The 26,630-nt window shown below is 57.0% G+C and carries 20 protein-coding genes, 1 tRNA gene and 1 pseudogene; 19 read left to right on the top strand and 3 right to left on the bottom strand.

All coding sequences use genetic code 11. The annotated features are described in order from the left end of the window. Window positions 1-132 precede the first annotated feature (132 nt). The 9 genes and pseudogenes from ppsA to glyS all read left to right on the top strand — a co-directional run bounded on the left by ppsA (window position 133) and on the right by glyS (window position 11,102). Entirely contained in the window at window positions 133-2,523 is a 2,391-nt protein-coding gene (gene ppsA / locus ACZOF8_RS07270) for a phosphoenolpyruvate synthase (protein ID WP_022487644.1), read from the top strand. 89 nt (window positions 2,524-2,612) lie between these two features. Then, window positions 2,613-3,278: a transcriptional regulator CcpN gene (gene ccpN, locus ACZOF8_RS07265; RefSeq protein WP_154487829.1), complete on the top strand. Its 666-nt coding sequence runs from the start codon at window positions 2,613-2,615 to the stop codon at window positions 3,276-3,278. Beyond that, the gene (locus tag ACZOF8_RS07260) at window positions 3,271-4,092 is read left to right on the top strand and encodes a pyruvate, water dikinase regulatory protein (RefSeq protein WP_347567405.1); all 822 of its coding nucleotides are present in this window, start codon (window positions 3,271-3,273) and stop codon (window positions 4,090-4,092) included. The genes ccpN and ACZOF8_RS07260 overlap by 8 nt, the downstream gene beginning before the upstream one ends. 98 nt (window positions 4,093-4,190) lie before the next feature. Continuing rightward, window positions 4,191-6,002, top strand: a complete 1,812-nt coding sequence (gene dnaG / locus ACZOF8_RS07255; protein ID WP_022487641.1) for a DNA primase — start codon at window positions 4,191-4,193, stop codon at window positions 6,000-6,002. A 51-nt stretch (window positions 6,003-6,053) separates the two neighbouring features. Then, window positions 6,054-6,578: pseudogene (locus ACZOF8_RS07250) on the top strand (RNA polymerase sigma factor region1.1 domain-containing protein); the annotation flags it as partial. 54 nt (window positions 6,579-6,632) lie between these two features. Continuing rightward, window positions 6,633-7,829, top strand: coding sequence for an RNA polymerase sigma factor RpoD (rpoD, locus tag ACZOF8_RS07245; RefSeq protein WP_374047541.1), 1,197 nt, complete (start codon window positions 6,633-6,635; stop codon window positions 7,827-7,829). 38 nt (window positions 7,830-7,867) lie between these two features. Beyond that, a tRNA-Ile gene (locus ACZOF8_RS07240) sits at window positions 7,868-7,942 on the top strand. Between the two features lie 221 nt (window positions 7,943-8,163). Beyond that, window positions 8,164-9,036 (top strand): glycine--tRNA ligase subunit alpha, encoded by an 873-nt coding sequence (glyQ, locus tag ACZOF8_RS07235; protein ID WP_022487639.1) that lies wholly within the window; start codon window positions 8,164-8,166, stop codon window positions 9,034-9,036. Between the two features lie 5 nt (window positions 9,037-9,041). After that, window positions 9,042-11,102, top strand: coding sequence for a glycine--tRNA ligase subunit beta (glyS, locus tag ACZOF8_RS07230; protein WP_022487638.1), 2,061 nt, complete (start codon window positions 9,042-9,044; stop codon window positions 11,100-11,102). Between the two features lie 186 nt (window positions 11,103-11,288). Here the strand turns inward: glyS and ACZOF8_RS07225 are convergent, their stop codons facing one another. Continuing rightward, window positions 11,289-12,170 (bottom strand): LysR family transcriptional regulator, encoded by an 882-nt coding sequence (locus ACZOF8_RS07225; protein ID WP_487426724.1) that lies wholly within the window; start codon window positions 12,168-12,170, stop codon window positions 11,289-11,291. Window positions 12,171-12,328: 158 nt separating this feature from the next. Between ACZOF8_RS07225 and ACZOF8_RS07220 the strand changes: the two genes are divergently transcribed. After that, the gene (locus tag ACZOF8_RS07220; RefSeq protein WP_487426723.1) at window positions 12,329-13,399 is read left to right on the top strand and encodes a tartrate dehydrogenase; all 1,071 of its coding nucleotides are present in this window, start codon (window positions 12,329-12,331) and stop codon (window positions 13,397-13,399) included. Between the two features lie 41 nt (window positions 13,400-13,440). On the opposite strand, the gene ACZOF8_RS07215 is transcribed toward ACZOF8_RS07220, so the two are convergent. Then, window positions 13,441-14,580, bottom strand: coding sequence for a trans-sulfuration enzyme family protein (locus tag ACZOF8_RS07215; protein WP_106787455.1), 1,140 nt, complete (start codon window positions 14,578-14,580; stop codon window positions 13,441-13,443). A gap of 234 nt (window positions 14,581-14,814) precedes the next feature. On the opposite strand from ACZOF8_RS07215, the gene gatC reads away from it, so the two are divergent. The 9 genes from gatC (at window position 14,815) to ACZOF8_RS07170 (ending at window position 24,509) form a co-directional block, all read left to right on the top strand. Then, window positions 14,815-15,102, top strand: a complete 288-nt coding sequence (gatC, locus tag ACZOF8_RS07210; protein WP_022487634.1) for an Asp-tRNA(Asn)/Glu-tRNA(Gln) amidotransferase subunit GatC — start codon at window positions 14,815-14,817, stop codon at window positions 15,100-15,102. Window positions 15,103-15,116: 14 nt separating this feature from the next. Beyond that, a complete protein-coding gene (gene gatA, locus ACZOF8_RS07205; protein ID WP_012939101.1) occupies window positions 15,117-16,583 on the top strand; it encodes an Asp-tRNA(Asn)/Glu-tRNA(Gln) amidotransferase subunit GatA in 1,467 nt (488 codons plus the stop codon). Then, window positions 16,583-18,031 (top strand): Asp-tRNA(Asn)/Glu-tRNA(Gln) amidotransferase subunit GatB, encoded by a 1,449-nt coding sequence (gatB, locus tag ACZOF8_RS07200; RefSeq protein ID WP_012939100.1) that lies wholly within the window; start codon window positions 16,583-16,585, stop codon window positions 18,029-18,031. Before gatA ends, gatB begins: the two co-directional genes overlap by 1 nt. Window positions 18,032-18,198: 167 nt before the next feature. Beyond that, on the top strand, window positions 18,199-19,509 hold the full coding sequence (locus tag ACZOF8_RS07195; protein WP_022487631.1) for an SGNH/GDSL hydrolase family protein: 1,311 nt from the start codon (window positions 18,199-18,201) through the stop codon (window positions 19,507-19,509). A 45-nt stretch (window positions 19,510-19,554) separates the two neighbouring features. Beyond that, a complete protein-coding gene (locus ACZOF8_RS07190; protein ID WP_288310400.1) occupies window positions 19,555-20,448 on the top strand; it encodes an epoxyqueuosine reductase in 894 nt (297 codons plus the stop codon). 16 nt (window positions 20,449-20,464) lie between these two features. After that, window positions 20,465-21,673, top strand: coding sequence for an HD domain-containing protein (locus tag ACZOF8_RS07185; RefSeq protein WP_022487629.1), 1,209 nt, complete (start codon window positions 20,465-20,467; stop codon window positions 21,671-21,673). A gap of 188 nt (window positions 21,674-21,861) precedes the next feature. After that, window positions 21,862-23,100, top strand: coding sequence for a Glu/Leu/Phe/Val family dehydrogenase (locus tag ACZOF8_RS07180; RefSeq protein ID WP_154487823.1), 1,239 nt, complete (start codon window positions 21,862-21,864; stop codon window positions 23,098-23,100). Between the two features lie 295 nt (window positions 23,101-23,395). Beyond that, window positions 23,396-23,575: a hypothetical protein gene (locus tag ACZOF8_RS07175; protein WP_154487826.1), complete on the top strand. Its 180-nt coding sequence runs from the start codon at window positions 23,396-23,398 to the stop codon at window positions 23,573-23,575. A 16-nt stretch (window positions 23,576-23,591) separates the two neighbouring features. Next, window positions 23,592-24,509, top strand: a complete 918-nt coding sequence (locus ACZOF8_RS07170; protein WP_154487825.1) for an AEC family transporter — start codon at window positions 23,592-23,594, stop codon at window positions 24,507-24,509. 12 nt (window positions 24,510-24,521) lie between these two features. On the opposite strand, the gene recQ is transcribed toward ACZOF8_RS07170, so the two are convergent. Next, a complete protein-coding gene (gene recQ, locus ACZOF8_RS07165) occupies window positions 24,522-26,369 on the bottom strand; it encodes a DNA helicase RecQ (protein ID WP_154487824.1) in 1,848 nt (615 codons plus the stop codon). Between the last annotated feature and the right edge of the window lie 261 nt (window positions 26,370-26,630).

Raw genomic sequence — 26,630 nt, 5'->3', positions numbered from 1 at the left:
CCGCTGACCGGGGTCTGCTGCATTGGCAGCAGGCCTCCTATTTTTTCTCTTGATTATGCCGCATCATAGTGATATAGTATACACTATATCGAGGATATAACCGCCAATAGCGTAGAGTAAAGGAGCGATATTATGGATAAATCCAAAGCATACCTGTTGTGGTTCGAACAGCTGGAACGGAAAGATGTGGACATTGTAGGGGGCAAATCTTCGTCTCTGGGGGAAATGACCTCCAAGACTGATGTGCCGGTTCCCTACGGATTTGCCACAACCGCCTACGCCTACCGGTACTTCATCAAAGCAACCGGCCTGGAAGAAAAAATGCGCAGCCTGCTGGCCAGCCTCACCGATGTGGAGGACAATGAACAGCTGAGCACCGTGTGCGGTCAGCTCCGGGCCGCCATCATGGAACAGGAAATGCCCCAGGATCTCCAGGATGCCATCCGGGAAGCCTACGGGGAACTGGCGGCCAAGGTGGGGGAAGCCCAGCCCTATGTGGCCGTCCGCTCCAGTGCCACTGCAGAAGACTTGCCCGACGCCAGTTTCGCCGGCCAGCAGGATACCTATCTGAACGTCCAGGGAGCCGACAGCGTCATCGCCAAGGTGAAGGAATGTTACGCTTCCTGCTTTACGGACCGGGCGGTGTACTACCGGGAAAAACAGGGTTATGACCATCTGTCTCTGGCCCTTTCTGCCGTAATCCAGATGATGGTGTTCTCCAAGGCCGCCGGGGTCATGTTCACGGTGAACGTGGCCAACGGGGACGACAAAAACATCATGATCGAAGGAGCCTGGGGCCTGGGCGAATATGTGGTAGGGGGCATCGTCACCCCGGATACCTACATCGTATCCAAGGATGACATGAAGATCCTGTCCGCTACCGTCAACGAACAGGATGTGATGCTGGTCCGGAAGAAGGGCGGGGATACGGAAGAAGTGCCGGTGCCGGAAGCCGACCGGAAACGCCAGACCCTGACCAACCAGCAGATCCTGGAACTGGCCGGATACGCCAAGAAAATCGAAGCCCATTACGGCTGCTACATGGATATGGAATGGGGCATCGACGAACGGGACGGGAAGATCTGGATCCTCCAGGCCCGTCCGGAAACCGTATGGTCCCGGAGAAACAAGGAAAAGAAGGCGGCGGAAAAAATGGAAGAACAGGATACCAAGAGCGCCAAGGTACTGGTGAAAGGCCTGCCGGCCAGCCCGGGCATGGGCTACGGCAAAGTCCATGTAATCAAGGACCCCTCCGATATCGATGAATTCAAGGACGGGGAGATCCTGGTCACGGAAATGACCGCGCCGGACTGGGTGCCGGCCATGAAGAAGGCCCAGGCCATTGTCACCGACAGCGGCGGCATGACCTGTCATGCTTCCATCGTTTCCCGGGAACTGGGCATCCCCTGCATCGTGGGCACCAAGAGCCGGGGCACCGCAGCCACCAGCCTGCTCCACACCGGAGATGAGATTACCGTGGACGCCTCCAACGGGGTGGTGTTCGCCGGCAACCTCCAGGTGAAGAAAGCGGCAGCTGCCGCAGCACCCCAGACCCAGATCGTGGCCCAGGAAACCTTCCCGGTCACCGGCACCAAGATTTACATGAACCTGGGTGACCCGGCCCTGGCGGAAAAATACAGCAGCCTGCCCTGTGACGGCATCGGCCTCATGCGGGAAGAATTCATCTGGACCACCTACATCCATGAACATCCCCTGTATCTGATCCAGTCCGGCCATCCGGAAAAAGTGGTGGATGCCCTGGCTGACGGGTTCCGGAAAGTCTGCGCCGCCATGGCACCCCGGCCGGTGACTCTCCGGTTCAGTGATTTCAAATCCAGCGAATACCGGGATCTGAAAGGCGGGGAAGCCTTCGAACCCCACGAACCCAGCGCTCTTCTGGGCTGGAGAGGAGCCTCCCGGTACTATGATCCCAAATACACCGCCGCCTTCCGGCTGGAAATCGCCGCAGTCCGGAAAGTCCGGGAAGAATACGGGCTGAAGAACCTGAACGTGATGATCCCCTTCTGCCGCACCGTGGACGAAGCCCGGAAAGTGGTGGAAATCATGGCGGAAGAAGGACTCCACAGAGGGCCGGACTTCAAGGTATGGCTCATGGCGGAGATCCCGGCCAACATCATCCTGGCGGATCAGTTCAACCAGTTCGTGGACGGCTATTCCATCGGGTCCAACGACCTGACCATGCTGACCCTGGGCTGCGACCGGGACAACGATGTGATCTCCCACCTGTTCGATGAACGGAATCTGGCGGTGAAACGGGCCATCCGCCATCTCATCGATGTGGCCCACCGGGATGGGAAGACCGTGTCCCTGTGCGGCCAGGCTGCCAGCGTCTATCCGGAATTCGCCGCCTTCCTGGTCCAGAGCGGCATCGACAGTATGTCCGTAAACCCGGATGCGGTGAAATTCACCAAAAAGATGGTGGCCCAGGTGGAACAGCGGCTGATCCTGGACAAACTCACCGGACGGGGCCGGAACCTCCACGAGGAAGAACTGGCCTGGTAATAAAAAGAGGGGTGTGAATTCTTTCACACCCTCTTCTTGCACCCTGTTGCTTTTTCTTCTATAATGAGACTGAATCCAAGGGAAAGGAGATGAGTCCCATTCCTCTCAGTGCTAGACAGCGGAAAATTGCGGAAATCGTACGGCAGGAGGGCCCGGTGGCCGGGGAAACCATTGCCCGGGAACTGGGGCTCAGCCGGGCGGCCCTCCGGTCCGACCTGGCCATCCTGACCATGAGCGGCATCCTGGATGCCCGGCCCCGGGTGGGGTACTACTACACTGGCAAGAACACCCTGGGGCTCCTCCAGGAGGAACTGTCTTCCGTTACCGTGGAAGACATCAAATCCGTTCCCATTGTGGTGAGCAGCGAAAAAAGTGCCTATGATGCCGCCATCACCATGTTCCTGGAAGACGTGGGCACCGTATTCGTGGTAGAAGGGCCGGAAGGACTGCTCCACGGGGTGGTGTCCCGGAAGGACCTGCTGAAGGCGGCCCTCAACCCCGGGTCCGACCTGCACCAGCTGCCGGTGGCCATGGTGATGACACCGCTGAGCAAAATCGTCACGGCCAAGCCGGAGGAACCGGCGGCTTCGGCAGCCCGGCGGCTTATGGACCACGAAATCGACTGCCTGCCGGTGGTCCGGCCTCTGGATGAGGATCCCCGGCGGCTGAAAGTCCTGGGACGGGTGACCAAGACCAACTTTACCCGGCTCCTGGTGGAGCTGGCGGAAGGAAAGGGAGGGAATTATCATAGCTAAAGCACCGATCATCTATGCCATCTCTGACTCCATCGGAGAAACTTCGGAATCCGTGGTGAAAGCCACCACCAGCCAGTTTGTCCAGGAGAAATTCGATATCATCCGGGTGCCCTACGTAAAGAGCGTGGAGCAGATCGACAAGATCCTCACGGAAGCCAAGGAACAGAATGCCATTGTGTGCTACACCATCGTGTCCCCGGAAATGCGGAAGGCAGTGGCCCAGAAGGCCATTGAACTGGATGTGGAAGTGGTGGACATCCTGGGTCCTGTGCTGAAGGCCATCGAGAAGACCTCCGGGCTCCTGCCCAAGAACCAGCCCGGCCTGATCCATGCCCTGGACCATGAATACTTCAAACGGGTGGCGGCGGTGGAATTTGCCATCAAGTACGATGACGGGAAGAACCCCTGGGGACTGGCCAAGGCGGACCTGGTGATCATCGGGGTGTCCCGGACTTCCAAGACCCCTCTTTCCATGTACCTGGCCAACAAGCAGCTGAAGGTGGCCAACGTGCCTCTGGTGCCGGAGATCCCGCCTCCTGAGGAACTGTTCAAGGTGCCTTCCAGCCGGATCATCGGTCTTTTGATCGACCCCTACAAGCTCAACGAGATCCGCTGTGCCCGGCTCAAGGCCATGGGGCTCACTGACGGGGCCAACTATGCGGACATCCACCGGATCCAGGAGGAACTGGAATACGCCCGGGCCATTATGCAGCAGCTCCACTGCATGATCATCAACGTGTCCAACCGGGCCATTGAGGAAACCGCCAGCCTGATCCTGGAATATCTCCGGAAACGTTTTGACTACGAATCCTGAAAAGGGATTTTGTCAAGAGGAAATTTCTGTATTAGCAGGAATTTCCTCTTTTTTGTCGAATACATACAGTACTGCAGGAGTGAAGAAGGAAGGATCCCATGGATGAACTGAAAGAAAAAATGACCAATTTCAAAGAGCAGGTGCGGCAGGCCGCGGATATCCTGGCCATCGTTTCCGAAACGGTGAACCTGAAGCGCCGTGGCACCCAGTACTGGGGCTGCTGTCCCTTCCATGGGGAAAAGACTCCTTCCTTCAAGGTGGATCCGGCCCGGGGGCTGTTCCACTGCTTCGGCTGCGGGGCCGGGGGAGATGTGTTCTCCTATGTGATGAAGCGGGACAATCTGACCTTCCCGGAAGCCCTGAAGCAGCTGGCGGAGAAGTACGGGATCCCGGTGCCGGAACGGGCCAAATCCGCCCGGGAAATCGCCCGGGAAAAGGAAACGAAAGAAGTGCTGGCCGCCAACGACCTGGCTTCCCGGTTCTTCCACTCCTGTCTGGTGAACACCCGGTACGGGGAGCGGGGGATCCAGTACCTGGCCGGCCGGGGCATCGGGAAGGACATTATCGAGTCCTTCGGCCTGGGGCTGGCCCCGCCGGATTTCCAGACTCTTTCCACCGCCCTGGAAAAACGGGGGGTGACGGAAGCCGTGCTGCTGAAGGCGGGGCTGGTCAGTCCCAGGCAGCGGGGCACCGGAGTCTACGATAAATTCCGGGCCCGGGTAATGATTCCCATCCGGGATCCCCGGGGCCGGGTGGTAGGCTTTACCGGCCGGATCCTGGACAAGGACGCCTCCCCGGCCAAGTACATGAACACCCCGGAAACCCCCTGGTTCCACAAGGGAAATCTGCTGTTCGGCCTGGATCGGGCTTCCGGCCCCATCCGGAAACGGCAGCAGGCCCTGATCGTGGAAGGACACATGGACGCCATCAGCCTCCATGCCGCCGGCATCGACTGGGCGGTGGCCTCCATGGGTACGGCTTTTACGGACCATCAGGCGGCCCTGTTGAAGCGGCTCACCCCGGAAGTGGTCTTCTGTTTCGACAGCGACCGGGCCGGACGGGCGGCGGCCATGCGGGCCATTCCCCTGGCCCTCCAGGCCGGGCTCAAATGCCGGGTGATGCATGTGACCGACGGGAAGGATCCGGACGAATTCATCCGAAAGGAAGGCAGGGAAGCCTTCGAGGAACTGCTGAAGAATGCTAAACCGGGCATGGACTACCAGATGGATACGGTGCTGGGAGAATGTGATCTGGAGACCCTGGGAGGCAAAGTGGAAGCGGTGGCCAAAGTGCTGCCCCTGTTCCGGGACTGCCAGAGCGACGTGGAAGTGGGGGAACGGATACGGGATCTGTCCCGGCGGCTGGCCATTGACGAAGGGCTGATCCAGAGCGAATACCGGAAGCTGACCCAGGGTCAGTTCGGGGGCCGGAGCTACAATCCGGAATGGCTCACCCAGCGGCAGGTGAAGGTGACCAGCCCTACGGAACAGGCGGAACGGCTGGTGCTCCGGGCTTTCCTGGAAGGAATCCCGCCCCGTCCGGGCCAGGAGGGCATCGCCCATCTGGAATCCTTCACCACCCCGGCCCGGCAGGCCATTTTCACCACCTTCCTCCGGATGGTCCAGGAAGGGACCTACCGGGATCCCCGGGACCTGTTCCCCCATCTGGAAGAAGAGGGAGCGGCAGAACTGACGGGGATCCTGAGCCTCAATGTGGAAAAGGGCACCCTGCCCTCCATCCTGGAGGACTGCCTCCGGCGGCTGCAGATTGCAGCCCTGGACCGGGAATATGAAAAACACAGCCAACTGGCGGAAAAATATGAAAAAGAGGGAAATGAAAAATTTTTGCAGGAATTAGAAGAATGTCGGCGAATAAAATTGGAGATAGGAAAATTGACAAAACCGGTATGAAGCCGGGAAATGCAGATTTTTCTCATTTGAAAGAAAGGAGGGAACGCCCCAATGACTGAAAAAGAAAAGAAAGAATTGGAGCCGCAGCTGACTGCCACGGCAGCAGAGAAAGGACAGAGTGAGGCCCAGCCCACGGCAGTGGGGAAAGCCAAGGCTGCTCCCAGAAAGAAGAAGGCGGCAAAAACCACGGGAAAGGCGGGTTCAGGAACGAAAACCAGAAGCAAGGCAGGCAAGAAAGACAAACCCAAAACCGCGGCGGAATACCTGGCGGAATTCGAAGCGCTGGCCAAAAAGAATCACGGCGTTCTCACCTACAAGGAAATCCAGGACCGGCTGCAGAACGAAGACACCGTCTCTGTAGATGAGATGGATGCCATCTATTCCAAACTGGCTGAAAAGAACATTGAAGTGGTGGATGACGGAGCCGAAGATGAGGAACCGGAAACCATCGATGAAGACGAACTGAAAGTGGACGAATCGGAACTGGCCAACCTGTCCGTTCCGGAAGGGGTCATTGTGGATGACCCGGTCCGCATGTATCTGAAGGAAATCGGCCGGGTGCCTCTTTTGGCCGGGGATGATGAAATCAAACTGGCCAAACGGGCCGACAAAGGCAACCAGGCCAAAGTCATCCTGAAAGGGGACAAGCCGGACGGGGAATTCCCGCCGGTGAACAAACGGCTGTCCATCGGCAAGCTGCTGGACGAGGCCAATGAACTGCTCACCAGAGAAGGCATCTGGGTGGACAACCGGAGCGTTTCCCTGACCTACCGGAAGGCCCAGCTTCTGTCCAATACGGATCACATCCTGGATACGGAAGACTACCAGAACCTGGTGAAGGCTTTCACCATGGACGAAAAGAAGCGGCTGAACCGGCTGCTCCAGGAAAACAAATACAAGGTGGCCCATACGGTGAAGTCCGTCCACCCGGACGATCCGGCGGAAGAAGCCGAGGAAAGCACCCTGGGGACTCTCCAGGAACTGTTTGCCGTGATCGACGACAAAGCCCTCCACCAGAAAGTGGATGAGGAAACCAAGAGCAAGATCGAAGAAGCCAAAAAACGCTTCAGCCGTCTCCTCCACCGGATGGAATTCTGCGGGGACAACGCCAAGAAATGCCTGTCCGAAGCCAACCTCCGGCTGGTGGTCAGCATTGCCAAACGGTATGTGGGCCGTGGCATGCTGTTCCTGGATCTGATCCAGGAAGGGAACCTGGGGCTGATCAAGGCCGTCGAAAAGTTCGACTACAACAAGGGCTTCAAATTCAGTACCTACGCCACCTGGTGGATCCGGCAGGCCATTACCCGTGCCATTGCCGACCAGGCCCGGACCATCCGGATCCCGGTGCATATGGTGGAAACCATCAACAAGCTGGTCCGGGTATCCCGGCAGCTGCTCCAGGAACTGGGACGGGAACCGACTCCGGAAGAAATCGCCAAGGAAATGGATGTGCCTGTGGAACGGGTCCGGGAGATCCAGAAAATCGCCCAGGAACCGGTTTCCCTGGAAACTCCTATCGGGGAAGAAGAAGATTCCCATCTGGGAGACTTCATCGAAGACCAGGAAGCCCCGTCTCCGGCGGATGCCGCTTCCTACACCCTGCTCCAGGAACAGCTGGGCAAGGTGCTCCAGGAACATCTCAGCGCCCGGGAACGGAGAGTGCTGGAACTGCGGTTCGGCCTGATGGACGGCCGTACCCGTACCCTGGAAGAAGTGGGCCAGTATTTCGGAGTCACCCGGGAACGGATCCGGCAGATCGAAGCCAAGGCCCTGCGGAAACTGCGGAGCCCCAAGCGGAGCAAACCCCTGAAGGAATTCCTGGAATAATTGACAGAATTTCCTTTTCTGGTTTATAATTTTAGCGTGGGCCTATAGCTCAGCGGTAGAGCCCCCGGCTCATAACCGGTTGGTCCAAGGTTCGAATCCTTGTGGGCCCACCAACTGAAAAATCCAGGCGGAACTTGACAAGTTCCGCCTGATTTGTTATAGTTCCTCTGTAATACGCAATGAGGGGGTTGGCATCCCTGAGCGTTCGCTTCACAAGAGAGGCCGCTTTCGGGCGGCAAACAGGGTGGAACCGCGGAACAACCTCCCGTCCCTGTAATGTAGAGTATCCTGTCTATATTACAGAGACGGGAGTTTTTGTATAGGAGGAGAGAAAATGGATTTTCAGACCATCATTTTGAACCTGCAGAAGTACTGGGCCAACCAGGGCTGCATCATGGCTCAGCCTTATGACGTGGAAAAGGGCGCCGGGACCATGAACCCGTCCACCTTCCTGCGGGTACTGGGGCCGGAACCCTGGAACGTGTGCTATGTGGAACCTTCCCGCCGTCCTGCTGACGGCCGGTACGGGGACAACCCCAACCGTCTGTATCAGCATCACCAGTTCCAGGTGATCATGCAGCCGTCCCCCAGCAACATCCAAGAACTGTACTTGGAAAGCCTGCGGGAACTGGGCATCCATCCGGAAGAACATGATATCCGGTTCGTGGAAGACAACTGGGAATCTCCCACCCTGGGGGCCTGGGGTATGGGCTGGGAAGTTTGGCTGGACGGGATGGAAATCACCCAGTTCACCTATTTCCAGCAGGTGGGTTCCATCGACATCAAACCGGTGGCTGTGGAAATCACGTATGGCCTGGAACGGCTGGCCATGTACATCCAGGGGGTGGAAAACGTCTACGACCTCCAGTGGGTGGGGGATGTGACCTACGGGGATGTGTTCCACACCAACGAAGTGGAACAGTCCCGGTACAGCTTTGACATCGCCGACATCGACCTGCTGTTCGACCTGTTCGACAAGTACGAAAAGGAAGCCAAACGGGTCATCCTCACCGGCAACATCCGTCCGGCTTATGACTATGTGCTGAAATGCTCCCACACCTTCAATCTGCTGGATGCCCGGGGCGCCATCAGCGTCAGCGAACGGACCAACTACATTTCCCGGGTGCGGGCACTGGCTCGGCTGTGTGCGGCGGCCTATGTGGAACAACGGGAAAAACTGGGATTCCCCATGCTGAAGAGAGGGTAATGGATATGGCAAATTTATTATATGAAATCGGAACGGAAGAAATGCCGGCCCAATACATGCCCGGCATCCTGAAGGAATACAAGGAACTGGCCGGGAAGAAACTGGCCGAAGCCCGGATCCCCTTCAGCACGGTGAAAGTGTACGGGACTCCCCGCCGGATGGCTTTCCTGGCGGAAGGGGTAGCGGAAAAACAGGAAGACTCCAATGTGGAAAGCAAGGGGCCGTCCCTGAAGATTGCCTTTGACAAGGAAGGGAACCCCACCCGTGCCGCCCAGGGATTTGCCCGGGGCCAGGGTGTGGATGTAAAGGACCTGGTCCAGAAGGACGGCTATGTGTATGCCGTGAAGCATCTGGAAGGCAAAAAGACCATCGACCTGCTGCCGGCCATCCTGGATGACATCCTCCATTCTCTGAACTTCCCCAAAACCATGCGGTGGGCTGACTATGATTTCGGGTTCGTCCGTCCTTTCCGCTGGATGGTGGCTCTCCTGGATGACCAGGTGATCCCGGTGGAAGCCAACGATGTAAAGAGCGGCAGAGAAGCCCGGGGCCACCGGTTCCTGAGCAACCATCTGATCACCATCCCGGACGCTGCTTCCTACGAAAAGACCATGGAAGACAACTTCGTCATGGTGGACGTGGACAAACGCCGGGAAACCATCCGGAAACAGATCGAAGACCTGGCTGTGGCCGAAGGAGGCAAAGCCGCCATTTCTCCGGACCTGCTGGAAGAAGTCACCTTCCTGGTGGAATATCCCACGGCACTGTGCGGCCATATCGATGACAAGTACCTGCGTCTGCCGGACTGCGCCATCATCACCCCCATGCGGGATCATCAGCGGTACTTCCCCATGTTCGACAAGGATGGGAAACTGATGCCAAAATTCATCACCGTCCGCAACGGGGGCAAGGAACATCTGGACATCGTGACCCACGGGAATGAACGGGTGCTCCGGGCCCGTCTGGACGATGCAGTGTTCTTCTTCGACAACGACCGGAAGAAATCCCTGGCCCAGCACCGGGAAGGACTCCACGAAGTGGCCTTCCAGCACGGCCTGGGGAATATGTATGACAAGACGGAACGGCTCCAGAAGCTGTGCGACGTATTGGTGAAAGCCACCGGCCTGGAAGCGGATGCCAAGGCCGTGGAACGGGCTGCCCTCCTGTCCAAGGCGGATCTGGTCACCGGCATGGTAACAGAATTCACCGAACTCCAGGGCACCATGGGCAAGGAATATGCTCTCCTGGACAAGGAAGGGGAGAAAGTGGCCCAGGCCATCGGGGAACAGTACATGCCCCGGTTTGCCGGCGATGAACTGCCCCAGAGCAACGAAGGCCGGATTCTGGCTGTGGCGGACAAACTGGACAACATTGTGGCCACCTTCAGCCGGGGCATGGCGCCCACCGGGTCCCAGGATCCCTACGCCCTGCGCCGTCAGGCTCTGGGCATCCTGAACATCGTGGCCGACGGCGGAGTCCACTTCCCGCTCCGGGCCGTACTGGCGGAAACCCTGAAGAACCTGCCGGTGGAAGTGGAAAACGAAGCCAAGCTGCTGGATGAAGTGGCCGACTTCTTCGCCCAGCGGGCCAAGAACATGCTGCTGGACAAAGGGGTCCGGTATGACGTGGTGGATGCCGTCCTGGCCGCTCCGGGACTGGACGACCTGGCAGACATCTTCGTCCGGGCCGATGCCCTGGCTGCTTATCTGGAAACGGATAAAGCCGCCGACAGCATCCAGGCCTTCACCCGGGTGGAAAACATCAGCAAGAACAATGTGGTGGAAGCCCCTGTGGATGCCGCCCTCTTCCAGGATGCCGCAGAAAAGGCCCTCTTCGAAGCTGTGGAAAAAGTGGCTGCTGCCACCGCTCCTCTGGCTGCCGACCGGAAGTACGCCGACCTGCTGGCTGCCAACGATGAACTGGCCGCACCCGTCAACGCCTTCTTCGACGCGGTGATGGTCATGGACAAGGACGAAAAAGTAAAGAACAACCGTCTGGCCCTGCTGAACCAGGTGAAGAAGCAGGTAAACCAGGTGGCAGATCTGAGCCAGCTGGTAATGAAATAAAGAACTGTCAGCTGTCCACGGTCAGCGGCCGTAGGAAAGGACCCGTTCCCCTGCCGGGAAACGGGTCCTTTTTTTGATTACCTATTAAATAAATCAGCCAAAATTATAATATAGTTGATTTACAATGTAAATCAAAAAGCTCACTGTGGACTGCTGACTAGAGACTGCAGACAGGTCCTGCTGTCCCTACCGGGGCCACCTATTTTCCACAAACTCCAAAAACCGCTTCAGGGCGGGGAACTGGTCCGGATCCCGGTTCCAGACGAAATTCACGTGGCCGGTGGCAATCTGGTTCACGGGGATGGCCACCAGGTTCTTTTCGTCCTGGGCAAATTCTTCAGAAAGAAAACCCAGGGCGGCCTGGTGGCGGATGTATTCCAGGATGGTGAATACCTGGGAGGTCTGGTGGAGGATCCGGGGGTGGACCTGGCAGGCGGCGAACAGCCGGCGCAGGTACCGGGTCTGGCCGAACTGGTCGGTAAACAGCACCAGGGGTTCGTCCTCCAGATCTTTCAGGTCCACGGAAGACCGGGTGGCCAGGGGATGGTCCTTGTGGACGAACAGCATGAGACGGCTGTCCTTCAAAACCCGGCAGTGGTAGGGAGCCTCCGGCAGATGGTTGGTGACGCACAGGGCCAGGTCGATTTCCTGCTGGTCCAGCAGGGAATACAGGATGGGGCCGGTGGCTTCGGTGGTGATGATCCGCAGCTGAGGCCAGGCTTCCTGGAGAGCACGGTGGAGACCGGGAAAAATAGTGTTGCCGCACATGGGCACCAGGCCGATCCGCAGCAGGGCTTCCCCGGATCCCAGGGACCGGGCGGTGGCTTCCAGTTGTTCATACTGGTCCTGGAACTTCCGGGCCTGTTCCAGGAAGACCCGGCCGGCAGGGGTCAGGGCCAGGGAGTTGTGATGCCGCTCCCACAGGGCGGCCCCGCACTGGCTTTCCAGTTCCCGGATGGCTTTGCTGAGCCCGGGCTGGGTCAGGTGCAGTTCTTCGGCGGCTTTGGTGAAATTCATGTAATGGCAGGCGGTGATGAAGTACCGGATCTGCTCCGGGGTAATGGACATGGGATGACCCTCCTCATTCTTTTGGATTTGCCAAACTTTCCGCTAGTCTGACTGAATGACAGAAAGTTCACAAAATACCGTTTCCATAGTATAGTAATACCATGAAAGAGCAAGACCGTCCATGGGATTTTGGAATCTGGAAGAAAGAAGGAACGGCAATGGAAAAGAAGATCTACAAAATTGCGGTAATCGGAGGAGACGGCATCGGGCCGGAAGTGCTGGCGGAAGGCATCAAGGTATTGAACCGGACGGCGGAACTGGACGGGTCCTTTGGCTTTGACTTCACCTATTTTCCCTGGGGCTGCCAGTATTACCTGGAACACGGGGAAATGATGCCGAAGGACGGTATCGAACAATTGTCCCGTTTCGATGCCATCTACCTGGGGGCTGTGGGGTATCCCGGGGTGCCGGACCACATCTCTCTCCGGGGCCTTTTGATCAAGATCCGCAAGAGCTTCGATGAATATGTGAACCTGCGGCCGGTGAAGCTGCTGAAAGGGGCTCCCTGCCCCCTGGCCGGAGTGAACCGGGAAGACATCGACATGGTCTTCGTCCGGGAAAACAGCGAAGGGGAATATGCCGGCGCCGGTGCCTGGCTGTACAAGGATACCCCCCGGGAAGTGGTGATCCAGGACAGTGTGTTCTCCCGGTTCGGCACGGAACGGATCATCCGCTATGCCTATGATCTGGCCCGGAAGGAACACAAATCCCTCACCAGCATCTCCAAGGGGAATGCCCTGAACTATTCCATGGTGTTCTGGGATCAGATCTTTGCCGAAGTGGGGAAGGAATATCCCGATGTGGAAACCCATTCCTACCTGGTGGATGCGGCCAGCATGTTCATGGTGAAGGATCCCAAGCGGTACGGAATCATCGTGTGCTCCAACCTGTTCGGGGATATCCTGACGGACCTGGGGGCGGCCATTTCCGGCGGCATGGGCCTGGCAGCCGGGGCCAACCTGAACCCGGAACGGAAGTATCCCTCCATGTTCGAACCGATCCATGGCAGTGCACCGGACATTGCCGGTCAGGGCAAGGCCAACCCCCTGGCTTCTATCTGGTCCGCCAGCCAGATGCTGGATTTCTTCGGGCATAAGGACTGGGGAAAGAAACTGATTGATATCATCGAAGAGATGATGGTGGAAAAGAAGGTCCTGACCCCGGATATGGGCGGAACGGCCACCACGGAAGAAGTGGGGGACGAAGCGGTCCGGCTGTTGGAGAAATAAAAAACAAGGCTGTTGCACTGGACATGCAGCAGCCTTGTTTCTTATTTGCACTGATGGAATGCCTGGGCCAGGTCGTCCCGCAGGTCTTCTTTGTCTTCCAGTCCTACGGAGAACCGGAGCAGGGTGTGGGTGATGCCTTTCTCCTCTGCTTCTTCCGGGGTCAGGTCCGCATGGGTCTGGGTAATGGGATAGGTGAGCAGGCTTTCGGTGCCTCCCAGGCTTTCGGCGAACTGGATCAGCCGGATCTTTTCCAGGATGGTCTTGGCGGCTTCCGGGGATTTCACATAGAAGGAAATCATCCCTCCGAACCCGTTGGCCTGTTTTTTCTGGATGGCATAGCCCGGATGGTCCGGCAGCCCGGGATACAGCACCTCTTCCACCAGGGGCTGCTGTTCCAGCCACTGGGCCAGGTACAGGGCGTTTTCCTGGTGCTGCTTCATCCGCACCGGCAGGGTCTTCAGGCTCCGGAGCATGAGCCAGGCGTCAAAGACGCTGAGCACGGCTCCGGTGGTCTTGTAGATGGTCCGGAGACGGGCTGCCACTTCCTCTTCCCGGCTGATGGCGAAACCGGCCAGCAGATCGTTGTGGCCGGCCAGGTACTTGGTGCCGCTGTGGACCACGATGTCCGCACCCAGGGTCAGGGGCCGCTGGAAGCAAGGGGACAGGAAGGTGTTGTCCACGATTACCAGCAGCTGGTGCCGGTGGGCCAGGTCGCTGAGGGCTTCCAGATCGGTGATCTCCATGGTGGGATTGGTGGGGGTTTCCAGGTAGATGCCCCGGGTGGCCGGGGTGATGGCTTCTTCCACCGCCTTCAGGTCGCTGGTGTGGACGGGGGTGAAGGTAAGCCCCAGGGGTTCATAGGTGGTCCGGAACAGCCGGAAGGACCCGCCGTACAGGTCGAAGCCGGTGATAAGGTGATCCCCCGGGGCAAAAAGCCGCATCACCGCATCGATGGCTGCCATGCCGGAGGAAAAGCACAGGGCATCGGTGCCCCCTTCCAGGGTGGACAGGACTTTTTCCAGTCTGGCGTGGGTGGGGTTGGATTCCCGGGTATAGGCCCAGCCGGTGGACTGTCCCAGTCCAGGATGGGCAAAGGTGGATGTGAGATACAGAGCCGGAGAAACAGCCCCTGTGGCATCGTTGGGGCCGCCTCCGTGGATACAGGCCGTAGTGAATTTCATGATTTTTTTCCTCCTTGCAGGACACCGCAGTGCCTTTAACACATAGTAATATTATAGGAATACATTACCTGTTCCCGGAATTTTTGTCAAGAGGCCGGAAGGGGCATGGAGACAGGGAAAGCCGGGCAAAATGGTTTTCTAAACGGTGGACCTGTGATATAATCAATTGGTAAAACTGGTTCCGGCAGGTCCTGACGCCCTGCCTGGAATAGATTTTCGATAGGCGGTGAAAAAATGAGCGTTACAGTCAATGATGTAAAGCATATCGCAAATCTGTGCCGGTTAAATGTTCCGGACGATGAAATGGACAAGTTCGTTGAGCAGTTCAACCAGATTTTGAATTATGCTGAAATCTTAAAGAAAGTGGATACCAAGGGAATCGAACCTTCTCCCTATGTGCTTCCCATCAGCAATGTGCTGCGGGAAGATGTTCCTGTTGAGAGCCTGTCCCATGAGGACGCCATGAAGAATGCTCCGGAGGAATATGAAGGCGGCTTCAAAGTTCCCCGGGTGATCGAATAAGAGGAGGCAGAACAGTGGCTTTATACAGTGAAACTGCACATGAGCTCCATGACAAGCTGGTCAAAAAAGAAATCAGCTCCGTGGAACTGACCAAAGCGGTCTATGACCGGATCGACGAAGTGGAAGATCAGGTCAAGGCCTATATTACCCTGGACAAGGAAAATGCCCTGGCCCAGGCCGCTAAAGTGGATAAGATGATCGCTGACGGCGAAACCATCAAACCCCTGGCCGGGATCCCCGGCGCCATCAAGGACAATATCAGCGTGAAGGGCGTACGGATGACCTGCGCTTCCAAGATCCTGGAAAACTTCGTGCCGGTGTACGATGCCCATGTCATTGAAAACCTGCGGAAAGATGAGACCATCTTCCTGGGCAAGACCAACATGGATGAATTCGCCATGGGGTCCACCACGGAAACCTCTCATTTCCAGATCACCCACAACCCCTGGGATCTGTCCCGTGTACCGGGCGGTTCTTCCGGCGGCAGCGCAGCCAGCATTGCAGCCGGGGAAGCCATCTGGTCCCTGGGCTCCGATACCGGCGGTTCCATCCGGCAGCCGGCTTTCTTCAACGGCTGTGTGGGGCTGAAACCCACCTACGGCCGGGTCTCCCGGTACGGCTGCGTGGCGTTCGCCTCCTCCCTGGATCAGGTGGGGCCCATTGCCCGTGACGTGACCGACGCCGCCCTGGTGCTGAACACCATCAGTGGCCTGGATGCCCATGATTCCACCTCCTATGACGCTCCGGTGCCTGATTACACCAAGGCCCTGCGCCAGGATGTGAAAGATCTGACCATCGGTCTGCCCAAGGAATATTTCGGGGAAGGCACCGATCCCAAAGTGGCCGCCCAGATCAAACTGGCCGCCAAGAAGTTCGAAGAACTGGGTGCCCATGTAATCGAAGTGTCCCTGCCCCATACGGAATATGCCGTGATCACCTACTACATCATCGCTCCGGCAGAAGCTTCCGCCAACCTGGGCCGTTTCGACGGTGTCCGGTACGGCTTCCGGGAACTGGCTGCGGAAAGCGCTCCGGAAATGATGCGCAAGACCCGTACGGAGGGTTTCGGCAAGGAAGTCCGCCGCCGGATCATGCTGGGGACCTACGTGCTCAGCTCCGGGTACTACGATGCCTACTACAACAAGGCTATGCAGGTCCGGACCCTGATCCGTCAGGACTTTGCCAATGCCTTTGAAAAATGTGATCTGCTGCTGACTCCCACCTCCCCGGTGGTGGCTTATCCGCTGGATGCCAAGATGGATCCGCTGACTGTCTACATGCTGGACGTAACCACCATCCCCGTGAACATGGCCGGTCTGCCCGGTATCTCCATTCCCTGCGGCTTTGTGGACAACATGCCCGTAGGGGCCCAGCTCATCGGCAAGGCACTGGGCGAAGAAACCCTGCTGCGGGCAGCGTATACCTTTGAACAGGCTACGGATTTCCATAAAGCCGTGGCACCTCTGGGAGGTCGGAAATAATGACAGAATATACTACCGTAATCGGTCTGGAAGTCCATGCGGAACTGAAAACCAAGACCAAGGCTTTCTGCTCCTGCTCCACGGAATTCGGCGGCGCCCCCAACACCCATGTATGCCCGGTCTGCCTGGGTATGCCCGGGGCCCTGCCTGTAATCAACAAACAAATGGTGGAATTTGCCCTGCGCTTTGCACTGGCTGTGAACTGCGAGATCCAGCGCTACAGCAAATTCGACCGGAAAAACTACTACTATCCGGATCTGGCCAAAGCCTACCAGATTTCCCAGTTCTATCAGCCCATCGCCCTGAACGGCCATCTGGACGTGAATGTGGACGGGGAAACCAAACGGATCGGCATCACCCGGATCCATATGGAAGAAGATGCCGGGAAACTGGTCCATTCCGGCGCCTCCATCAGCACTTCTGATTTCTCCGCCGTTGACTACAACCGGGCCGGGGTGCCTCTGATCGAAATCGTATCCGAACCGGATATGCGGTCTGCAGCAGAAGCCCGTGCCTACATGGAAAAACTCCGGGCCTATCTCCAGTACACCGGGGTCTGCGACGGCAAGATGCAGGAAGGCTCCATGCGCTGCGATGCCAACATTTCCATTATGCCCGTAGGCTCCAAGGAATTCGGCACCCGTGCGGAAATCAAGAACCTGAACTCCTTCAAGGCCCTGGAAAGAGCCATTGAATACGAAGTGGAACGGCAGAAGGAAATCCTGGAAGACGGGGGCCATGTGGTCCAGGAAACCCGTACCTGGGATGATGCCCAGGGCATGACCTTCTCCATGCGGTCCAAGGAAGAAGCCCACGATTACCGGTATTTCCCGGAACCGGACCTGGCACCCATCATCATCGAAAAAGAATGGGTGGAAAAGGCCAAGAGCGAACTGCCGGAACTGCCGGATGCCCGGAAAGCCCGTCTCATGAACGAAAAAGGGCTGGACGACTATTCTGCCGAACTGATTGTGGCGGACAAGAAAATGGCCGAATACTTCGATGCGGCTGCCGCTGAAACGGATGACGCCAAAGGGGTTGCCAACTGGATCCTGGGGGATGTATCCGCCTACCTGAACAGCAACAGCTGCGGCATCGGGGACTTCCCCGTATCTCCGGCTCACCTGGGTCAGATGGTGGCTCTGATTAAAAAGGGCGTGCTGTCCAGCAAGCTGGCCAAGAAGGTCTTTGCGGAAATGCTGAAGAAGGACGAAGCTCCTGCAGACCTGGTGAAGAAGCTGGGTCTGGAACAGGTCAGCGACGAAGGGGCCATCCAGGCCATGGTGGACGAAGCCATCGCCGCCAATCCCCAGTCCGTAGCCGACTACAAGGCCGGCAAGGACAAGGCCATCGGCTTCCTGGTAGGTCAGGTCATGAAGAAATCCCGGGGCAAAGCCAACCCGGGCATGGTGAACAAACTGATCATCAAGACCATCAAGGGTGAATGACAGAGGCGCCGTTGCGGAAGCAACAGTACCGTCAACGGTCAGCTGACAAAAAGAGCTGGTGCTTAGGCACCGGCTCTTTTTTTACCACAAATTTCACACCTTTGATCTTCCTTTTTCATGGGGAACTGTTATGATTAGGAATACAATAACAACAGGGAGGGAGAAAGATGCTGCAGCATACGGAAAGACGCCGGTGGCGCTGGCTGCTGGTGGGGGCGCTGCTGCCGGGACTGTTCCTGGGGCAGCTGGACAATGCCGTCCAGCACCGGATGCCCCGGTACATCCAGCGCTATATGACAGGAGGGCCCCGGCTGGGGTTCCTCCAGTGGCCCCAGGATCTCCAGGCCGTCCGGTACGAGCTGGAGATCTTCTCCCAGATCCCTGAGGAACTGGATCCGGAACATTCGGTAGAAGAAGTCCTGTACCGGGATGCTGAAATCTACACCAACCGGATCCTGCTGGATGAAGAGAAGCTGCCGGATCTGGATGGAGAGCTGCCTCTTTTCTGGCGGGTCCGGGCCTACAACCTGGACGGGAATCCCCTGGGAGGCTATTCCCAGCCGGCAGAGCTCCAGAACACCCTGGAACGGAACCTGCGTGATGCACCGGTGCCCCGTCCCATGAAGAGGGACCAGCCCGGTTCCCGGATCCTGTATCCGGTGTATTCCTATACAAGTCTTCCGGGGGCCAGCCAGTACGAAGTGGAAGTGCTGGACCAGCTGCCGGAAAAAATGGGGGGCATCCTGCCTTCCCGGCACCGGGTCTATGCAGAAACTACGGAACTGACGGACCTGTACGACAAGGAACCCCGGATCGGCACTTATTACTGGCGGGTCCGGGGGATGGACGGCAAGGGCCGGCCGGTGGGGGAATGGAGCCTGCCGGAAAAAGTGGAACTGGAACCAACGGATCGGGTCCAGGTGGGCATCTTCGGAGACAGCATTTCCCATGGAGGGGGCCGGCTGTCCTTCAGCCCCTCGGACCTGGAATACAGCTATGCCCATTACATCTCTGTGCCTACAGTGAACCTGTCGGAAAGCGGGGACACCAGTGAAATGATGGTGGAACGGTTTGAACGGGATGTGCTGCCTTTCCATCTGAAGACCCTTCTGATCATGGGAGGCAGCAACAGCCTCCGGAATGGGACGGAACCGGAAGAGGTGATCGCCGATCTCCGGAAGATCCAGGCTATGTGTCGGGAAAACGGCATCACCCCGGTGCTCCTGACCCTGGCACCCATCAACCCGGGAAACATCGAAAAGGCTTTTGACGAGCCTACGGACAGCCACTGGCAGGAAGCTTTCCGGAAGGTGAACGCGTACATCCGCACCCAGCCCCACATCGATGTGGCGGCGCCTTTTGAAGCCATGGGTCCGGAGCTGCCTACGGAAATGGCCCTGGACGGTCTCCATGGAGACGTGCCCATGAAACGGATCATGGGCCAGGTGATCAGTGACCAGGTAAGGGAGTTTTTGTAAGGGTATGATATAATGACCCTGTAAACCAGAAAAAGGGGGCGGACCATGGATAAAAAGGCATTGAAGGCATTCTGCCGGGAACTGGGCCTGACGGAAGTGGGCGTGGCTCCCAGCCATCTGCCGGTGCCCGATCCTTTTCCGGAGGTGTGTCCCCTGGCGGCGGGGAAGGGACTGGAACGGTATGATCTTACCACTCTGCTCCCGGGCTGCCGGGGAGCCGTGGTGATCCTTTTTCCCTACCGGTTGGAACCGTCATCCGGCAGCAATCTGTCCTGTTACTGCCAGATCCCGGATTACCATCCGGTGGTCCGGGAGTATCTGGAGAAAATCGCCGGCTGGATGGAAGGCCAGGCCCCTGGCAGCCGGCAGCTGGCCATTGTGGATACCTCCCCTCTGGCGGAACGGGACCTGGCGGTCCAGGCCGGACTGGGATTTCTGGGGGACAACGGCTGCCTCATTAACGACACCTGGGGTTCCTGGTGCTTCATCGGGGCAGTGCTCACCACCCAGCCTCTGGAGCCGGACCGGCCTCTGGAACGGAGCTGCCGCCACTGCGGGGCCTGTGCCCGGGTCTGTCCCGGACAGTGTTTCCAGGGAGGGACCTACACCTACCGGACCTGCAAATCCTACCTGACCCAGAAAAAAGGAGAACTGACCGAATCAGAACAGGCTGTCCTCCGGGAAACGCCCCTGATCTTCGGCTGTGATGAATGCCAGCGGGTCTGCCCCCACAACCAGCAGGTGCCGGAAACCCCTCTGACAGAATTCCGCCGGGACCGTCTGCTCCGGCTGGACCGGCAGGATCTGGAAAACCTGACCAACCGGCAGTTCCGGGAACGGTACGGATCCTATGCCTTTGCCTGGCGGGGGAAAAAGCTCCTGCTCCGGAACCTGGAACTGGTGGAACAAAAGGAAAAGGAACAACAGGAAAGTCAGTGAACACAGGAGGTGTCCTATGGCAAATATCCAGACCATCCCGCTGCCCCGGGATCTGATCCAGTTTGTCTTTGAAGCGGCCTACATCCAGCGGTGGAACGATCATATCCGGCCCCAGGGCTTTACGGAACTGGACAAACAGGCTCACAAGATGATGATCCTCTATGTGCTGGCCCGGTATGAGGAACAGGACCATGGAGCCAGCCTGGACTGGCAGGTGCTGGTGGAAGGGGGCATCTTCGAATTCCTCCACCGGGTGGTGCTCACGGACATCAAGCCCCCGGTGTTCCACGAGCTGATGGAAAAAAGCGGCGCCCGGCTGAACCAGTGGGTGTACAAGGAACTGGTACGGCGGGTGCCGTCTCTGGCCGGCAGTCTCTTTATGGCCAAGATGGAGGCCTATCTGGACGGAGACAGCCATCCTTTGGAGAAACAGCTGATCCGGGCCGCCCACTACCTGGCCACGGAATGGGAGTTCCGGATCATCTACCGGATGAACCAGGGGATTTTCGGAGTGGAGGAAATCAGGGAGCGGATCGCCGACAACATCGAAGACCATTACAACCTGGCAGGGGTCCAGAAAATCGCCATGAACGGGAAGACCCGGAAGTTCGTGGATCTTATCGGCAAGCTCCGGTTCCAGAAGCGCTGGTCCCAGTCTCCCCGGGTGCCGGAAACTTCCGTCATGGGCCACGTGCTGGTGGTGGCCATCATGGGGTACTTCTGCGCCCTGTCCATGGGGGCCTGCAAGGGACGGCTGGTGAACGATTTCCTGGGCGGCCTGTGGCATGACCTGCCGGAAGTGCTCACCCGGGACATTATTTCTCCCATCAAAAGGTCCATCGAAGGCCTGGACGAACTGATCAAGGACATCGAACAGCGGCAGATGGAAGAAATCCTGCTGCCCCTCCTGCCGGCCGCCTGGCATGAGGATATCCTGAATTTCACCGTCCATGAATTCGATAACAGGATCCGGGAAAAGGGAAAGGTCCGGCTGCTGGCGGGGGATATCCCGGAAGCATACAACCGGGATGAGTACAGCCCGGTGGACGGCCGGGTGCTCAAGGGCTGCGACCATCTGGCGGCCTTTATGGAAGCCTGGCTCAGCATCCAGTGCGGCATCACCTCCTCCCATCTGGCAGGGGTGGTGGAAGAACTTCCCCGGGCCTACCAGGGAAAAATCATCGGCGGCGTCGATTTCGGGAAGATCTATGAGCAGTTCCGGTGAAATGTGTGCTGCACGTTATGTGCAGCACACATTTCTTATATATGCAATAAGAATACGATGAATTGCAGGAATTTTTCCTCAAAATAAATTTGTATACAAAATACAAAAAACGATTCCATATTTTCTGAAAGGTGCTATAATAAGCACTGTAAGGGTTCACTAGATACTATTTTTAGGAGGCGTTACAAATGAGTTTGTTTGAAATGGCAAAGATTCCTATGGAAAAGGCTAGTAAGCTGATCAACCTGGATCCCAACGCTGAGGCAGTCATCTCCCAGCCTGAACGGACCCTGGAAGTCAGCATCCCTGTAAAGATGGATGATGGCCACGTGGAAGTATTCACCGGCTACCGTTCTCAGAACAGCACCGTGCTTGGGCCTGCCAAAGGCGGCGTACGGTACCATCAGAACGTATCCATGGATGAAGTAAAGACCCTGGGCTTCTGGATGACCACCAAATGCGCCATCGCTGGTCTGCCTTACGGCGGCGGCAAAGGCGGCATCATTGTGGATCCCCGGAAAGTATCCAAGACTGAACTGGAAAAGATCACCCGTGGGTATATCGACAAGATTGCTCCGGTAATCGGCGAAAAGAAAGATATCCCGGCTCCTGACGTGAACACCAACGCCCAGATCATGGCCTGGATGTGCGATGAATTCTCCAAGATCAACTGCCAGTTCGCTCCTGGTTTCATCACCGGGAAAGCCATCTGCATGGGCGGTTCTCAGGGCCGTACCTCTGCAACGGGCCGTGGCGTAATCACCGCTACTCTGGAACTGCTGAAGAGAGAAGGAGTTAAACCGGAAGACGCTACTCTGGCTATCCAGGGCTTCGGCAACGTAGGTTCCTGGACCGCTAAATGCGCAGCCGACAAAGGCCTGAAGATCGTAGCTCTGAGCGATATCAGCGGCGGGATCTATGATGCCAACGGCTTCGATCCGTACAAAGTGGAAGAATATGCCAAGAACAACGGCGGCGTGATCAAAGGGTATCCTGGCGCTACCCCGATCAGCAACGAAGAAGTGCTGGAACAGGATGTAACCGTACTGATCCCGGCTGCTCTGGAACTGCAGATCACTGCCAAGAATGCTGACAAGATCAAAGCAAAAATGATCGTGGAAGCAGCCAACGGGCCGACCGATGCAGAAGCAGACGTCATCCTGGAAAAGAGAGGCATCCCTGTAGTGCCTGACGTGCTGGCCAACGGCGGCGGCGTAACCGTATCCTACTTCGAATGGGTACAGAACCTGTACAGATACTTCTGGACGGAAGAAGAAGTCGTCGACAGACAGGAACAGATGATGGTGAAGGCATTCGGCAACGTATATGACGCAGCCAAGAAATACAACACCACCATGCGTGTAGGCGCCTACATCGTAGCTCTGAACGCTCTGGTAGAACCTCTGAAACTGAGAGGCATTATCTAATAGAACCCTACAAACGGAGCTTGTGCCCAGACGGCACAGCAAAACACCCCGGACAGTGGCTGTCCGGGGTGTTTTGTTTATCATGACGTAGGGGCTGTACCGGGAGATGCTGAATGGCAGGAAGCCTTCTTCTTTCCATAAAACAGGAAAATACCTGTATAAAATACTAATTATAACAGTTGTAATTCTGTATTATTAAATAGTATAGTATAGATAAAGAAAAGGAAGAACAACAGAAAGACAACTGGTATAAAGGATGGGATTCAAGAAACCGATGGAAAGAAAGGAGAAAATCATGAAAAAAAGACATTTAATGGATTGCCTGCTGGAGGAAGACTTTGATGAAATGTATCGGAGCAAGATGGCTGCCCGGTTCCTTTTTCAAAAGGGAAAATCCGTTGTCCGCAGGAATCAGGCGGCAGGAGCAGGTGTGGAAAAGAACCTGAAAGGCAGACCGGCTTTGGAGACCCGGTGAGGGAGATGGAAAGTCTATGGATATATTCAGATTGGCCAATCTGCAGATTACCCTGTTCCTGCTGATCCTCACCGGCCTTCTGCTGAAGAAAAAGGGAATCCTGGATCAGGAAGGGAAACGTTGTCTGACAGATCTATGTGTCAATGTGGTGATTCCCTGCAACATCCTGAAGTCCTGCCTGGCGCCTTTGGGAGAAAATGTACTGGGCATCTGCGGACGGATTTTGCTGGCAGCTTTCGTAATCCAGGGGATTTATCTGGTACTGAACCGGGTCCTCTTCAACCGCTTTCCGGAAGGACAGAAAAAAGTGCTCCAGTACTGCACCATAGCTTCCAATGGCGGGTTCCTGGGGAATCCGGTGGCGGAAGGGGTATATGGTCCGCTGGGTCTCCTGTATGCCTCCGTATTCCTGATTCCCATGCGGCTCATCATGTGGTCGGTGGGAACGTCCTATTTCATGGAACAGAAGGTGGACAAAAAGGAAACCCTGAAGAAAGTCCTGACCCATCCCTGCCTTGTGGCTATTTATCTGGGAATGAGCTGTATGGTCTGTCATCTGCAGCTGCCCCGGTTCCTGGTTATGACCATCGGGTACATCGGCAGCTGCAATTCGGCTCTGACCATGTTCCTGGTGGGAACGATTCTGGCAGATGTGCCTGCTTCTACCCTGGTAAACCGAAAAAGCGTGCTGTACAGTGTGTTCCGTCTGGGACTGCTTCCACTGATGGCTTTGGGTGTGTGCCATGTTTTGGGCGGAATGGACCCGGTGGGCATGGGGGTATCCGTAGTCATGACAGGGATGCCGGCTCCGGCAACAGCGGCCATATTTGCAGCCCGTTATGACAGTGATGCGCCCTTTGCCACTCAGCTGGTCATTCTCTCCACACTGCTTTCCATGGTGACCATACCATGCTGGTGCTATGCCATAGGATAAAAGCAGATTCCGTTACACCCCTTTCTCTTCACAGAACCCATTGATGGCTTCCAGGAAGGCGTCTCCGTATTTTTCGTCCTTGTTCTGGCCCACGCCCATGACCTGGAGAAATTGTTCATGGGTCCGGGGCAGCTGCCGGCACATGTCCCGGAGAGTCCGGTCTCCGAATACCACAAAAGGCGGCACCATAGCCTGTTCCGCCAGCTGTTTCCGGAGGGCCCGGAGCCGGGTGAACAGTTGGGCCCCCATTTCCTGGGTGAACCCTTCCGGCAGGTCCAGCTCCGGCTGGACCTTCTTCTTTTTCCGGGGGCCGGAACCCCCATCCTGGGTCCCGGCTTCTTTCCGCAGCAGCACCCGGATGGAATCGTCCTGGAGTTCCCAGATCTTTTTGGAGATCTTCAGCACCGGGTACTTGTCCCGGGTGATCAGCAGGTAGCCCTGGTCCAGCAGGTTCTGGATCATTTCCTTGATTTCCTTCAGGGAATGCTGGTGGAGGGCTCCGAACATCCGCAGCCGGGAAAGTCCGGTTTCTTCCACCCGGGTGGACCGGCTGCCGGCCAGGGCGTTGGCAATCAGGGTGATGCCGTAGGGCCGCCGGGCCTCATGGATGCATTTTACGATGCTCTTGGTCTCTTCCGTCATGTCCACCTCTTCATAGTCTCCGTTGCAGGTGGAACAGTGATTGCACCGGGCCGGAGCATCTTCCCCAAAGTAGTGGAGGAGGGTCTGGCGGAGGCAGCTGGTGGTCCGGCAGTAATGCTCCATGGCATAGAGCTTCCGGAGATTGGCTTCTTCCACTTCTTCCAGCACTTCATTCTGCTCCTTGTGTTCCAGGAGGAATTTCTGGATCACCACATCCTGGGGAGAGAACAGCAGGATGCATTCCGAGGGCTCTCCGTCCCGGCCGGCCCGGCCCGCTTCCTGGTAGTAGTTTTCCAGACTGGAGGGCATGTTGTAGTGGAGTACGAAGCGCACGTTGGACTTGTCGATGCCCATGCCGAAGGCGTTGGTGGCGATGATCACCGGGGCCCTGTCGTACTGGAAATCCTCCTGGGCCTTCTGGCGCTCCTCCTGGCTCATCCCTGCATGGTACCGGGCAGCCGGGATCCCTTCCAGCCGGAGCCGGTCGCACAGTTCATCCACGTTCTTCCGGGTGGAACAGTAGATGATGCCGCTGTCTTCCGGATGATCCTTCAGATACCGGAGCACCCAGGCGTCCTTGTTCCGGGGATGTTCCACCCCGAAATACAGATTGCTCCGGTCGAAGCCGGTGACCAGGATCTGGGGATCCTGCAGTTCCAGGCTCTGGAGGATGTCATCCCGGACCTGCTCCGTGGCCGTGGCGGTAAAGGCTCCCACCACCGGTCTTTTCGGCAGGAATTCCAGGAAATCCAGGATCCGGGTGTAGCTGGGCCGGAAATCCTGTCCCCACTGGGAAATACAGTGAGCTTCGTCCACTGCCACCATGGAAATGGCAGCCTCTTTGGCGAAATCCCGGAACAGTTCCGTCTCCAGCCGTTCCGGGGCCACGTAGATCAGCTTGTAGGCACCGGCCCGGGCCTGGTCCAGGGTGGCGTAGAATTCCCGTCCGGACAGGGAACTGTTGATGTAAGCGGCCTGGATCCCGGCGGTTTCCAGAGCCTGGACCTGGTCCTGCATCAGGGAGATCAGGGGAGAAATCACCAGGGTGATCCCGGGGAGCAGCAGGGCGGGGATCTGGTAGCACAGGGATTTGCCGGCGCCGGTGGGCATGATGCCCAGCACGTCCCGGCCCTGGAGCAGGGCATCGATCAGGGATTCCTGACCGGGGCGGAAGGAAGTGTATCCAAAATACTTTTTCAGTGCAGATAGTTTGTCCATGCTGGGAAAAGGCCTCCTTCAGAAAAAATCAAACGGCTGTTTGTTTCAATCATAACGAAAACTCCAGAAAAAAGCAAGGACACCTCATGGACGATGAATTGTATACAAAATACAAAAAAATAAACAGTTATTTCTGAATCGTGCTATAATACAAATCGTAAAGGGTTCACTAGATACTATTTTTAGGAGGCGTTACAAATGAGTTTGTTTGAAATGGCAAAGATTCCTATGGAAAAGGCTAGTAAGCTGATCAACCTGGAT

The sequence above is a fragment of the Acidaminococcus sp. genome, from assembly GCF_057597765.1.
This window is presented reverse-complemented; position numbering and strand designations above follow the sequence as displayed.